This is a genomic window from Rothia halotolerans (assembly GCF_004136635.1).
In the GTDB taxonomy this organism is placed as follows: domain Bacteria; phylum Actinomycetota; class Actinomycetes; order Actinomycetales; family Micrococcaceae; genus Rothia; species Rothia halotolerans.
On sequence record NZ_NOIU01000001.1, the window covers coordinates 660,048 to 673,496 of the forward strand.

Consider the following 13,449-nt stretch of genomic DNA (forward strand, 5'->3'; position numbering starts at 1 on the left):
ACCGGATGGATGGGGGACGGTCGCGGAGCGGATGACGCGACGCGGCGGGGCGAGCGGCGGCCCGGCGGCCCGCGGGTCTAACGTGGTGTCTACGTGTCGGAACCAGCCGAAGGAGCCCCATGACGAACCACCCTCCGGGGCAGGGTCCTGAATCCAGCTTCGAGCGCGACTCCCACCGCTACGGCGCGCCGGGGACCTCACCGGCCGAGTCGACCCTGCCCAGGGACCCCCTGCCGGACGACCTGCGCAGCGGCTGGGTGCCGGAGGATTCGCGGCAGCGGCCGCGCAGCCCCTTCCCCGCCCCCGCCCTGTTCTCCACCCAGTCGCTGCTGGCGGAGTCGCTGCGCAAGGCGCTGCGGCACCCCGGCGAGATCCCGTGGCTGGTGGTGGGATTCTGCGTGACGCTGGCCGGCTACACCTACTCGCTGTGGATCCTGTTCTTCCAGGTGATCCTGGCGGACACTCTGCGGGACAGCGCCGACCCGTACCTGCAGGAGCAGGCCGAGCGACTGACCTCCAGCACCATCGAGCAGATCCTGGCCGTCGTCTTCCTGCTCCCGCTCGTCATCTTCTTCGCCCGCGGCATGATGTACGCCCGGCTGCGCCTGGCGGGGGTCCGCATCTCCCCGACCCAGTTCCCCGAGGCGTACCAGATGCTCGTGGAGGCGGCGACGGCGGCCGGCCTGCGCCGCGTGCCGGACGCCTACGTGGTGCTCGGCAACGGACTGATCAACGCCTTCGCCTCCGGCCACGGGCACCGGCGCTTCGTGGCGGTCTACTCGGACCTCTTCGAGATCGGAGGCGAGGCCCGCGACCCGGATGCGCTGCGCTTCATCATCGGCCACGAGGTCGGGCACATCGCGGCCGGGCACGTCTCCTACTTCCGGCTCCTGGGGCTCTCCTTCTTCTCCCAGATCCCGCTGTTCTACTCGGTGCTCTCCCGCGCGCAGGAGTACACGGCGGACAACTTCGGCTTCCGCTTCTGGCCCCGCGGCGCCCGCGGCAGCATCCGGGTCCTCGCGGCCGGCAAGTACCTCAACTCCGAGGTCAACTTCGACGAGTTCGCCGACCGCGCCGTGTACGAGCGCGGGCCCTTCGTCTGGATGGCCAACCTCGGCGGCACCCATCCCTCGCTGACCTGGCGGGCGCACGCGCTGCGGGACCGCACCGCCGCCGGGCGCCTGATCTGGCGCCCGCGCTTCAACCCGCCCGCGACGCCGCTGTCGATGGTCCCCGCCGCGGAGGCCGCCGAGTTGTGGGCCGACCCCCAGCAGGGCGAGCGCTTCATCTCCTCCTACCCGGAGCACTCGGGCAATCGCCACTGGGGCATCAACGTCACCGACGCCAAGGCGCCCGCCGAGCAGCGCGACCGGCGCATCCCGGACCTGCTGGACACCCGCTGGGCCGGACCCGGCCGGCGCTTCCCGGACGGCCCCGGCGGCCCGGGCCGGGGCGGCCCGCCCGAGGACGGCCCGCGCCCGACGCCGGACGGGCCCGCCCCCGCAGGACCCGCCCCGGCTGGCCCCGCAACGACCGGTCCGTCACCGGACGATCCGTCATCGGACGGCCCGGCGCCGTACGGCTTCACGCCGTCCGGTCCGACGGGCGACGGCCCAACGGGTGAGGGCACCCCGGCGGACGCCCCGGCGGAACGGGACCCGAACGGCCAGGCCCCCGATGCCGGATCCCCCGGGGAGCCGAGGCCGCGGCGCCCCTGGGATCCGCCGGAGGCATGAGCCGGCCGGAGAGGCGCCGGACCGTAGACTGGAACGGTGCGGCCGACGGGCGGGCAGCCCGCCGGCCGGCCGCCGGTCCCCGTCCTGACGAAAGAACCCCATGAGCCCCCAGACCACCTCCCGCCGGCGCGGCCGCCCGACCGCGCCGGTGCTCTCGCGCGAGCGGATCACCCGCGCGGCGATCAAGATCGTCAGGGCCAGGGACTACCGCCACCTGACGATGGCGAGCCTGGCCCGGGAGCTGGGGGTCTCGACGTCGGCCCTGTACAACCACGTCTCCTCCAAGCGGGACCTGCTGGTCATGATCCAGGACAGCCTGAACGGCGAGATCGACTGCTCGAGCTTCGGGGCCAAGCCGTGGCACGAGGCGCTGCGGGACTGGGCCGTCTCCTATCGCCTCTGCTTCATCCGGCACACGGCGCTCATCCCGGTCATGGCCGTGCTCCCGGTCGCCGACTCGCCCCGCACGCTGCAGATGTACGAGCGCGTCGCCCGGGCCCTGGACGACGCCGGCATCCCCGGCGACCAGGCCGTGGACGTGATCGTCGGCATCGAGGCGCTGGTCTTCGGCGCCGCCTACGACGCCTCGGCGCCGCAGAACATCTTCGACCCCGGCGGCCGGGCCGACATCGCACCGGTCTTCGCCCGCGCGGCGGCCCAGCGGCCGGCGGGCTCGCGGGCCGCCGCGGACCGGGCCTTCGAGCTGGCCCTGGACGCCCTCGTCGACGGGCTGCGCCGGCGGTTCGGCTGAGGCGGACGTCCGGCACGGTGCGGGACCGGCACGAGGCGGGATCGGCTCGGTCCCGCGCCGGGCTCCTGGAGGCCCGCCGCCCTCCGGGTGTATATTGTCTCGCGTATCTTCTCGCGATCGACCGCCCACGGGCGTCAGGAGGTCGTCGGCTTGTTCAACGCCGGCACTGAATAGAGCTGCTCCGAGCGGCCGGGCACCGACATCCGGCGCCGGCCGCGCCGTCGAGCGCGCCCCGAGACCGGCCTCCCGGCCCCTCTCCGCGGCATGAGTCCCGCGGACCCGCGCTCGAAGCACCCCTATTCCCCCGACGTCTCCACGAGCACGCACCGGCTGTCCTTCCCCCATCGGCGAGGGGTCATGCCGAAGCCCTCGGCGCTCCTGTGCCCCGCTCCGCGCAGACGTCTCATCCCCGCGAGGAGACATCGTGAACACGCACACCGAATCCGAGATCCGCAAGAGCTTCGTCAACTGCTCCAAGGGCGCCGCCCAGAGGATCGCCATCCCCCGCACCCTGCTCGACGCCGACTGGGAGTCCCTGATCTTCCTCGGCTGGGTCGACCCGAAGTCGCCGCAGAGCGGGTACCTCGTCGTCGAGACCGAGGCGGGCCTGCGCGGGCTGGCCCTGCAGAAGAACCCGCCCAAGGGCCGCGGCTCCGCGCAGATGTGCCAGCTGTGCATGACGCTGCACCCCGGCAGCGGCGTCTCGCTGGTCTCCATCCAGCGCTCGAAGTCGGCGAAGGACCGCTACAACTCCATGGCCACCTACATCTGCTCCGACCTGCGCTGCAGCGACTACACGCTGGGGAAGAAGCGGCCGGATGGGGTCCGGCAGATGGAGGAGACGCTCAGCGTCGAGCAGCGGGCCGAGCGGACGCTGGACAACGTGCGCTCGCTGGTCGAGAGGATCGAGAGCGGCAGCGGCGCCCGGCCGCGCTGAGCACGGACCCCGGGCGCCGTTGCCGCTAGCCCAGCCGCGGCGTGCGGGGCGGGGCGATCCGGCGCTCGCCGGTGGCCTCGAAGGCCGCGGCGAGGCGCAACAGGCGCGCGTCGTCGTACGCCCGGCCCGCGAAGGTGATGCCCACCGGCATGCCGATGTCCTCCATGACCCCCAGGGGCACGGTGACGGTCGGGATGCCCAGGTGGCGCCACACGAGGTTGCCGTTGGCCACCCACACGCCGTTGCGCCAGGTCAGGTCCGCGGAAGCGGGGTTCACGTCCGCGTCGGCGGGGCCGACGTCGGCCACGGCGGGGAAGGCGATGACGTCCAGCCCCTGCTCGTCCAGCCACTCCTCGAAGTCCACGCGGCGGGTCCGCTCGAGTCCGCGCAGGCCCTCCTCCAGGCCGGGGATCTCGGTCAGCTCCGCGTAGCCCTTCCGGCGCATCAGCTCGGGGTACTCGGCGATGTCGTCGTCGAAGCCCTCGTAGCGGTCGGGCAGGGTGCCCTCCTCGTGCGGGAAGATGCGGGCGCCGTCGACCTCGGCCAGCCGGCTCAGCGCCGGGTCGCCGTTGGCGCGCAGGAAGTCGTCCCAGGACCACGCGGAGAGGTCCATGATCTCCGTGTGCAGGTACTCGGGGGTGACGAAGCCGCGGGTCGCGATCGTCGGCGCGCCGGGGCGGTCGCCCTCGTACCGGGAGACCACCGGCAGGTCGGTCTCGCGGACCTCCGCGCCCGCCTCCTCCAGGTCCGCCGCACCCGCGCGCCACAGGTCCAGCAGGCTGGGCCGGGGCTCGATCCGCCGGCCGGTGGGCCCGCCGATGCCGGGGCGCTCGGCGGTGCCGGCGGCCTCGTCGGTGCCCAGGAACATCCGCGGCGCGCCGATCCGCACGCCGTCGAGCGCGCTCCGGGCCGCGGCGGCGTCCGGCGCGGCGAGCTCGCGGTAGGAGGCCGGGCGGACCTCGGAGGCCCGCGGGATCCCGACCCACGGCTGGGCGCGCCAGAAGTCGCCGCGGGACCGGGCATCGTCGGCCACCAGGACCTCGAGCAGCTCCAGCAGGTCGCCCATGGTCCGGGTGTGGGGCACGACGACGTCCATGGTGGGCACCAGCGGCCAGTTGCCGCGGATCGAGATGACCCCGCGCGAGGGCGTGTAGGCGCACAGCCCGTTGTTCGACGCCGGCGCGCGGCCCGAGGACCACGTCTCCTCGCCGAGGCCGAAGGCGGCGAAGCTCGCCGCTGTCGCGGTCCCCGAGCCGTTGGAGGACCCGGAGGCGAAGGCCGAGGTGAGGTAGTCGGCGTTGTACGGGCTCTCAGCCCGGCCGTAGACCCCGCGCTGCATCCCGCCGTTGGCCATCGGCGGCATGTTGGTCAGGCCGAGCAGCACCGCCCCGGCCCCGCGCAGCCGCTCGACGGCGAAGGAGTCCCACTGCGCGACGAGCTCCGCGAAGGCGGGCGAGCCGGCCGCGACCGTGAGCCCGCGCGCCTGGAAGCTGTCCTTGGCCGTGTAGGGGATGCCCTCCAGCGGGCCGCGGGCCTCGCCCCGGGCCCGGCGCCGGTCGGACTCCCGGGCCTCCTCGAGCGCCTCGGGGTTCATCACCACCAGGGCGTTGAGGCGGATGCCCGAGGAGTCGTAGGCCTCGATGCGCGCGAGGTAGGCCTCCACCAGCTCCTCGCTCGTGGTCCGGCCCTCCTCCAGGGCCGCGCGCAGCTGCGGGATGCTCGCCTCGACGACGTCGTACGCCATCTCAGGCCCTCCCCTCGGCGGAGGCGGAGGTGCCGGCGGCGGCCGCGGCGGCGGCGTCCGCGGAACCGCTCTCGGCGGAGCCAGCGCCCCCGATGGACTCGGACCCGGCGGCCGCGGTCCCGGCCGCCCCGGCCCCGGTGCCCGCCGTCCGCGGCAGCGGCTGCTGCTGCGTGATGCAGTGGATGCCGCCGCCGAACCGGAAGATGTCCCGGGCGTCGACCACCTCGACCTCCCGCCCCGGGTACGCCTCGCCCAGGATCCGCGCGGCCTGCTCGTCCCGCTCGCCGCCGAAGCCGCACAGCACGACGACGCCGTTGGCCACGTAGTGGTTGATGTAGGACCAGTCGACGTACTCGCCGTCCTCGACGATGGTCTCCGGTGCGGGGACGTCCACGATCCGCAGCGGCCGGCCCTCGGCGTCGTGCTGGCCCTCGAGGAAGGCCCTGAGCTCGCGGGTCACGGAGTAGTCGGGGTGCGCCGGGTCGTCCTGGCGGTGCAGCAGGATCGCGCCGGACTCGGTGGGGGCCGCGACGATGTCCACGTGCCCGCGCGTGCCGAACTCGCCGTAGTCCCGGGCGAGGCCGCGCGGGAGCCAGATCGCGTGGCGGGTGCCGAGGCGGGCGTGGACCTCCCGCTCGACGTCCTCGGCGTCGAGCGAGGGATTGCGGCCGTCGTCCAGCTGCACCGTGCGGGTGAGCAGCACGGTGCCGGCGCCGTCGACGTGGAAGCCGCCGCCCTCGTTGACGAGCTCGCTCGCCAGGCGCGGCACCCCCGCGGCCTCGGCCATGGCCGCGCCGACGTGCTGGTCGCTCTCCCAGGCGGCCCAGTCCTGGGCGCCCCACCCGTTGAAGATCCAGTCCACGCCCGCGACGCCGCCCTCGGCGTCGTGGACGAAGGTCAGGCCGCTGTCCCGGGCCCAGGCGTCGTCGAGGGGGACCGGGAGCAGCTCGACGTCGTGGCCGGCGAGCGCCTCGCGGGCCGCCGCCTCGTCGCCCGGGGAGACGAGCATCCGGACCGGCTCGTGGCGGGCGATCGCGCCGGCCACGCGGGACCACGCGGCGCGGGCCGCGGCGAGCCCGTCCGAGCCCTCGGGCCCGAAGGTCTCGTTGGCGGTGGGGAAGGCCATCCACGTACGCTCGTGGGGAGCCCACTCCGGGGGCATCGTGGTCCGCTGCCCCGCGGGGGCCTCGGGAAGCGCTGACTCGGTCATGGACGTGTCCTTCCTCACCTAAATGAACAGTATTCATTAGGGACGACGGGAGCCCCGATGTCAAGGGGCCGACGCCGAAGTCCCTTCCCTCCGCCCCGGCGTCGTGCTAGAGTCTCCGACGTTCGTGTCCCCTCACAAAGGCGATCCCGTGAAGAGTGCCCCTCTGCGCTGACCCGCTGAGCATCCGCACCCACCCGCCGCATCAGGCCGGTGCCGCTCAGCATCCCATCGAGCTGAGAGGGGCATCCGCATGCCTGCGTCCACGAACACCATCTCCTTCTACTCCCTGGCCCTCACCTGGCCGGACGGCACCCCCTGCCTGGACGGGGTCGACGCCGTCTACGGCCCCGGCCTGCACGGCGTCATCGGCGCCAACGGCTCGGGCAAGACCACGCTCGCCCGGCTGCTGCTCGGCGAGCTCTCCCCCACCTCGGGATCCCTCGTCGCTCCCGAGCGCACCCGCATCCTGCGGCAGGACCTCGGCCTGCGGACCGCCGCGACGGTCGGCGAGCTCATGGGCCTCGCCCCGGTCCTCTCCGCGATCGACGCCGTGACCGCCGGGGAGATCGATCCGGCGCTCTTCGACGCGATCGGGGAGGACTGGGACATCGCCGAGCGGGCGGCCGCCGTGCTGCAGCGCGAGGGGCTGGGAGTCCTCGGCGAGCCCGGGGAGTCGCTGGGCCGCGGCGTCGGGACCCTCTCCGGCGGGCAGGCGGTCCGCGTCGCCCTGGCCGGGCTGCGCCTGACCCGGCCCGATGCCCTCATCCTCGACGAGCCGACTAACAACCTCGACGCCGCGGCCCGCGAGCGGCTGGGCGGCCTCCTGGAGGAGATGCGCGGCCGGATCCCGATCCTGGCGATCAGCCACGACCGCGGGCTGCTGGAGACCTGCGACTCGATCAGCGAGCTCGCACCCGCCGGGCCGCGCGAGGAGGCCTCGACGCTGCGCCGCTTCGAGGGCGGCTACTCGGACTGGGAGGCCGCGATCGAGGCCGAGCAGCAGACCGCCCGCCGCCGCGTGCGCGACGCCTCCGCCACCGCCGAGCGTGAGAAGCGGGACCGCATGGCCCAGCAGGTCAAGCAGAGCCGCGACGAGCGGCGCGGCAGGAAGTTCGAGCAGACCAAGCGCAAGCCCGGCATGGCGATGGGCAACGACAAGAACAGCGCGGAGCGCAGCTCGGCCCGCGCCCGGGCCCTGATGGCCGGGCGCGAGCGCGCCGCGGAGGAGGCGCTCACCGCCGCCGAGGCGGGACTGCGGGAGACGGACGAGGTCCACCTGGAGCTGCCCGAGACCGCCGTCGGCGCCCGGACCAGGATCGTGGAATTACATCTTTCCCCGGCGCCGGGAGCCGATGCGGCTTCCGCCGACGAGGCGAAGGGGTCCGACGCGGACGCCCGGCCGGACGAGAACGCCCAACCGGATGCGGGCGCCCGCCCTGAGGGCGGCCCCGCTCCCCTCGGGACGGACCTCGAGCACCTGATCGTCACGGGCCCCGAGCACGTGCGGCTGGCCGGGTCCAACGGCTCGGGCAAGACGACGCTGCTCCGGCGCATCGTGGCCGCCGGCGAGGAGGGGGCGCAGGCCGACCCCGACCGGGGGAGCCCGCTGCCCGAGCTGCCCGGCCCGACGTACCGGGTCGGCTCCCGGATCGAGCGGCTCGGATACCTCCCCCAGCGGATCGAGCTGCCCGCCGGCCGCACGGTGATCCAGGCGGTGGCCGAGGCCAATCCCGTGGCCTCGGAGCAGCAGCTACGGGACCGGCTCGCCCGGCTGCTCTTCCGCCGGGAGAAGGTCTTCGGCGCCGTCGAGTCGCTCTCCGGCGGCGAGCGGTTCCGGGTCGCGCTGGCCAGGATCCTGCTCGGTGCCCCGGCCCCGCAGCTGCTGATCCTGGACGAGCCGACCAACAACCTGGACATCCCCACCGTGGACTGGCTGGTGGGCGCGCTGGACGGCTACCGGGGCGCGCTGCTGGTGGTCAGCCACGACGAGGACTTCCTGGAGCGGATCGGCGTCGACCGCACCGTGGACCTGGACCGCATCCGGGAGGCGGGGCGCGAGGAGGCCGGGGCGGAGGCCGACGCCGGGGCATGAGCGCCCGCGGCGCCGTCGCCTTACAGCGGCGGCCAGGGCACCCGGTACCCGCCCGTCTCGTCGAAGGGGAGCGCCGGGTGCTCCAGCAGGTCCTCGACCCGCCGCTGCAGGGCCAGCTGCTCCACCGGCAGCAGCAGCTCCGTCAGCTCGCCGGGCAGCTCGTCCGCCAGGGAGGCCAGGTCCTCCAGCAGCGGCCCCGGCACGGGCCGCCCCGCGAATTCCCAGATCACGGTGCGCAGCTTGAACAGCGCGGAGAAGCACAGCCCCTGGTCGATCCCCCAGACGTGGCCGTCCTCGCCGCGCAGCACGTGCCCGCCCTTGCGGTCGGTGTTGTTGGCGACGACGTCGAACACCGCCATCCTCAGCAGGTCCGGGTGGGTCTCCGGGTGGGAGTCGTGGAGGGTGAAGTAGTGCTGGCGGGGGTCGTGCGGGACGAACCGCTGGACGGAACCCGGGCCGAAGGGTCCGTCCTCGCGCAGCACCGTGACGGGCACCAGCTCCCAGCCCAGCGCCTCGGAGAGCACGTAGGCGGCCCGCTCCCGGCGGTAGATCCCGGGCGGGAAGTCGCGCAGCGGCCGCTCGCCCTCCCCCGGCTTGTAGACCGCCAGGGCCCGGCGCGCGCCGTCGTCCACCCGGATCAGCATCGCGGAGTTGCTGCTCGACTCGATCAGCCCCACCAGCTCGATCTCCCCACCGGCCAGCAGGGCCTCCTCCTCGGCCCCGGTCACGAGGGGACCAGGGGCGCCAGCGGCCCGTCCGTGGAGTTGACCCGGGCCACCGAGGGCGCCTGACCCGGCCGGTGGACGATCACCGAGACCGAGCACGGGTCCACCACGATCCGTTGGAACAGGTCCAGGTGCGTGCCGAGCGCGTGGGCCAGCACGGCCTTGAGCGGGTCGGCGTGGGAGAAGCACAGCACGACGCCGCCGGGGTGGGCCTCGCGCAGCCGGTCCACGGCGTCGACCGCCCGCGCCTGCATGTGGGAGAAGCTCTCCCCGTGCGGGAACCGGAAGGACGAGGGCGCGCGCTGCACCGTGCCCCACTCCGGTAGCTTCGCCAGCCCGGCCAGTTCCCGGCCGGTCCAGTCGCCGAAGTCGCACTCGGTCAGGCCCTCCTCCGTCCGCGCGGTCAGGCCCGCGGCGCGCTCGGCGGGCGCGGCCGTCTCTCGGGTGCGCTCCAGCGGGGAGGTGTAGATCGCGCTGACGGGGACGCCGGCCAGGCGCTCGGCCACCGCCTCGGCCTGCTCCCGCCCCCGCTCGGACAGGTGCAGCCCCGGCGCGCGGCCGGGCAGCACCCTGCCGGTGGTGGGGGTCTGCCCGTGGCGGACGAGCATCATGATGGTGGGGCGCGCGGCGTCGTCGTTGCTCACGCGCCTCACGCTACCCGCGGAGCCGGATCCGCGCACCGGGTCGGGAAGGACGCCTTCCCCTCGCGCGGGGAGAGGTCTAGCGTTGACGGTGTGACTGAGCGCCCTGACATCCACACCCTCGGCGAGCTGCGGGCGGCGGGCTACGAGCACCGCCCGCTGCGCCTGGAGATCCGCGAGAACCTCCTCTCCACCCTGGCGGAGGGCCGCAACCCCTGGCCCGGCCTGCACGGACTGGAGGACACGGTGCTGCCCCAGCTCGAGCGCGCGCTGCTCGCCGGGCACGACGTCGTCCTTCTGGGCGAGCGCGGCCAGGGCAAGACCCGGCTCCTGCGCACCCTGGCGGGCCTGCTGGACGAGTGGTCCCCCGAGGTGCGGGGCTCCGAGCTGCACGAGCACCCGGAGGACCCCCTCACCGAGGCGGTCCGCGAGCGCATCGCGATCGAGGGGGACGACCTGCCCATCGCGTGGCGGCACCGCGAGGAGCGCTACGTGGAGAAGCTCGCGACGCCGGACACCTCCGTCGCGGACCTGATCGGCGACGTCGACCCCATCCGCGTCGCGGAGGGCCGCCGGCTCGGCGACCCGGAGACCATCCACTACGGCCTCATCCCCCGCGCGCACCGCGGGATCGTGGCCATCAACGAGCTGCCCGACCTCGCCGAGCGCATCCAGGTCTCCATGCTCAACGTGATGGAGGAGCGGGACGTCCAGATCCGCGGCTACGTGCTGCGGCTGCCGCTGGACGTGCTGGTGGTGGCCTCGGCCAACCCGGAGGACTACACCAACCGCGGCCGGATCATCACCCCGCTCAAGGACCGCTTCGGCGCCGAGATCCGCACCCACTACCCGCTGGAGCTGGCGGACGAGATCGCGGTGACCCGGCAGGAGGCCGAGCTGGTCGCCGAGGTGCCGGAGGCCCTGCTGGAGATCCTCGCCCGGTACACCCGCCTGCTCCGGCAGTCCCCGGCCGTGGACCAGCGCTCGGGCGTCTCGGCGCGCTTCTCGATCGCCGGCGCGGAGACCACCGCGGCCTCCGCGCTGCGCCGGGCCGCGATCCACGGCGAGGAGCACGCCGTCGCGCGCCTGGTGGACGTCGAGGCCGCCGTGGAGGTCCTGGCGGGCAAGATCGAGTTCGAGTCCGGCGAGGAAGGCCGGGAGATCGCCGTCCTGGAGCACCTGCTGCGCCGGGCGACGATGGAGACCGTGCAGTCCCGCCTGCGCGGCATCGACCTCGGCCCGCTCATCGAGGCCCTGGACGGCACCGTGACCGTCAGCACCGGCGGCGACGTGCCCGCCCGGGACCTGCTGGCCGAGCTCCCGGCGCTGGAGGATGACGACGCCGACCCCGTGGAGGACGGCGCCGGGACCGCCGGGGACGGCTCGGCCGGCGCCGGGCTCTACGACCGGATCGCGGAGCGCCTGGGGGCGAGCACGCCCGGCCAGCGGGCCAACGCGATCGAGCTCGCCCTGGAGGCCCTGTTCCTGTCCCAGAAGATCTCCAAGGACGCCGACGCCGAGGGCACCGTCTACGGCTGAGGCTCCCCGGCCGGGCGCGGGCGGGCGCCGATCCCGACCGCGCCCGGCCCCGGCGTCAGCCTCACGAGCAGAAGGAAGGGCCCGAGATGCCCGCTCACCGCCATTACAGCCGATACGGCCGCTACACCGGCGGCCCCGACCCCCTGGCGCCCCCGGCCGACCTGACCGAGGCGCTGGAGGCCGTGGGCCGCGACGTCATGGAGGGCTACTCCCCGCGCGAGGCCGTCCGCGAGTTCCTGCGCCGCGGGGGCAGGGGCCAGCGCGGCCTCGACGACCTGGCGGGCCGCGTCAACCAGCGCCGCCGCGAGCTGCTCCAGCGCCACCGGCTCGGCGGCACCCTGGAGGAGGCCAAGGGCCTGCTGGACGAGGCGCTGCGGCGCGAGCGGGAGCAGTTCCTGCGCGACGCCCGGATGGATCCCATGGACCGGCAGTTCCGTGAGATGCGGCTGGACGGCCTGCCGTCCTCGACCGCGGCCGCCGTGAGCGAGCTCGCCGACTACGACTGGGCCTCCCAGAGCGCCCGCGAGTCCTACGAGAGGATCAAGGACCTGCTGGGCCGGGAGATGCTGGACCAGCGCTTCGCCGGCATGAAGGAGGCCCTGGAGAACGCCACGGACGAGGACCGCGAGCGCATCGGCCAGATGCTCTCCGACCTCAACGACCTCCTGGCCCAGCACGCCCGCGGGGAGGACACCGAGGCCGCCTTCCGGGAGTTCATGGACCAGCACGGGGAGTTCTTCCCGGAGGACCCGCAGTCCGTGGAGGAGCTGATCGACGCGATGGCCGCCCGCGCGGCCGCCGCCCAGCGGATGATGAACTCGATGACGCCGGAGCAGCGGGATGAGCTGATGCGGCTCTCCTCCCAGGCCTTCGGTTCCCCCGAGCTGATGAAGCAGCTGGGCCGGCTCGACGCCCAGCTCCAGGCCCTGCGCCCGGGCGAGGACTGGTCCGGCTCGGAGCGGTTCGGCGGCCAGGAGGGCGTGGGGCTGGGGGACGGCACCGGCCTGCTGCAGGACGTCGCCGACCTGGACTCCCTGGCTGAGCAGCTCGCGCAGGACCACCAGGGCGCGGGGCTGGACGACGTCGACCTCGAGGCGCTGACGCGGCAGCTGGGCGAGGAAGCCGCGGTGGACGCCCGGACGCTGGCCGAGCTGGAGCGCGCCCTGCGGGACTCGGGCCTGCTGCGCCGCGCCTCGGACGGCTCCCTCCGGCTCTCCCCGCAGGCCATCCGCCGGCTGGGGAAGTCGCTGCTGCAGGACATCTCCCGGCAGCTGAGCGGGCGGGCCGGGGCGCGGGAGACCCGGGCTGCCGGCGCCGCCGGGGAGCCCACGGGGGCCACGCGCGCGTGGCGGTTCGGCGACGTCGAGCCCTGGGACGTCACCCGCACCGTCACCAACGCCGTCCAGCGGACCGTCGCCGAGGGGGGCTCCGCGGCGGGCGGCGTCCGGCTGCAGGTGGACGACGTCGAGGTCCAGGAGACCGAGGCGCGCACCCAGGCGGCGGTGGCGCTGCTGGTGGACACCTCGTTCTCGATGGCCGCCCAGGGCCGCTGGCTGCCGATGAAGCGGACCTCCCTGGCACTGCACCACCTGGTCACCACGCGGTTCCGCGGGGACGCCCTGGAGACGATCGCCTTCGGCCGCTGGGCGCACGGGCTGTCCGCCGAGGAGCTCACGGCCCTGCCCCCGGTGCACGAGCAGGGCACCAACCTGCACCACGCGCTGCTGCTGGCGACCCGCTTCTTCCGCGAGCACCCGTCGATGCAGCCGGTGCTCCTGGTGGTCACCGACGGCGAGCCCACCGCCCACCTGATGCCCGACGGCGAGGCGTTCTTCGACTGGCCCCCCTCCCCGCGCACCCTGGACCTCACGGTCGCGGAGCTGGAGAGGATCGGGCGGCTCGGCGCCCGCATCACGTTCTTCCGGCTGGGGGACGACGCCGGCCTCGAGCGGTTCCTCGCCGCCATGGCCCGGCGGGTGGACGGCCGGGTGGTCGCACCCGAGCCGGAGGACCTGGGCTCCTCGGTGGTGGGGGAGTACCTCGACGCGCGGCCCTGAACCGGGCGCCCCGGACC

10 protein-coding genes are annotated in these 13,449 nt (G+C 74.5%); 6 read left to right on the forward strand and 4 right to left on the reverse strand.

The window, feature by feature from the left end; genetic code table 11:
• The first annotated feature begins 119 nt into the window (after positions 1-119).
• From EWV39_RS03100 to EWV39_RS03110, 3 genes are all read left to right on the forward strand, one after another.
• Positions 120-1,736, forward strand: a complete 1,617-nt coding sequence (locus EWV39_RS03100; RefSeq protein WP_238147982.1) for a M48 family metallopeptidase — start codon at positions 120-122, stop codon at positions 1,734-1,736.
• Positions 1,737-1,836: 100 nt separating this feature from the next.
• Positions 1,837-2,487, forward strand: a complete 651-nt coding sequence (locus EWV39_RS03105; RefSeq protein WP_129656809.1) for a TetR/AcrR family transcriptional regulator — start codon at positions 1,837-1,839, stop codon at positions 2,485-2,487.
• Positions 2,488-2,911: 424 nt separating this feature from the next.
• On the forward strand, positions 2,912-3,424 hold the full coding sequence (locus EWV39_RS03110; protein WP_129656810.1) for an FBP domain-containing protein: 513 nt from the start codon (positions 2,912-2,914) through the stop codon (positions 3,422-3,424).
• Between the two features lie 25 nt (positions 3,425-3,449).
• Here the strand turns inward: EWV39_RS03110 and EWV39_RS03115 are convergent, their stop codons facing one another.
• Together EWV39_RS03115 and EWV39_RS03120 are read right to left on the reverse strand one after the other, a co-directional pair.
• On the reverse strand, positions 3,450-5,168 hold the full coding sequence (locus EWV39_RS03115; protein WP_129656811.1) for an amidase: 1,719 nt from the start codon (positions 5,166-5,168) through the stop codon (positions 3,450-3,452).
• A gap of 1 nt (position 5,169) precedes the next feature.
• Complete coding sequence (locus tag EWV39_RS03120; RefSeq protein WP_238147983.1) at positions 5,170-6,378, reverse strand: agmatine deiminase family protein; 1,209 nt, start codon at positions 6,376-6,378, stop codon at positions 5,170-5,172.
• 250 nt (positions 6,379-6,628) lie between these two features.
• On the opposite strand from EWV39_RS03120, the gene EWV39_RS03125 reads away from it, so the two are divergent.
• The gene (locus EWV39_RS03125) at positions 6,629-8,470 is read left to right on the forward strand and encodes an ABC-F family ATP-binding cassette domain-containing protein (RefSeq protein ID WP_129656812.1); all 1,842 of its coding nucleotides are present in this window, start codon (positions 6,629-6,631) and stop codon (positions 8,468-8,470) included.
• 20 nt (positions 8,471-8,490) lie between these two features.
• Here EWV39_RS03125 and EWV39_RS03130 read toward each other — a convergent pair whose 3' ends face one another.
• Both EWV39_RS03130 and EWV39_RS03135 read right to left on the reverse strand, forming a co-directional pair.
• Complete coding sequence (locus tag EWV39_RS03130) at positions 8,491-9,198, reverse strand: SCO1664 family protein (protein ID WP_129656813.1); 708 nt, start codon at positions 9,196-9,198, stop codon at positions 8,491-8,493.
• Entirely contained in the window at positions 9,195-9,806 is a 612-nt protein-coding gene (locus tag EWV39_RS03135; RefSeq protein WP_129657349.1) for an MSMEG_4193 family putative phosphomutase, read from the reverse strand. The genes EWV39_RS03130 and EWV39_RS03135 overlap by 4 nt, the downstream gene beginning before the upstream one ends.
• 123 nt (positions 9,807-9,929) lie before the next feature.
• Here EWV39_RS03135 and EWV39_RS03140 point away from each other — a divergent pair, with 123 nt between their 5' ends.
• On the forward strand, positions 9,930-11,375 hold the full coding sequence (locus tag EWV39_RS03140; RefSeq protein WP_129656814.1) for a sigma 54-interacting transcriptional regulator: 1,446 nt from the start codon (positions 9,930-9,932) through the stop codon (positions 11,373-11,375).
• An 86-nt stretch (positions 11,376-11,461) separates the two neighbouring features.
• Positions 11,462-13,432, forward strand: coding sequence for a vWA domain-containing protein (locus tag EWV39_RS03145; protein WP_129656815.1), 1,971 nt, complete (start codon positions 11,462-11,464; stop codon positions 13,430-13,432).
• The last annotated feature ends 17 nt before the right edge of the window (positions 13,433-13,449 follow it).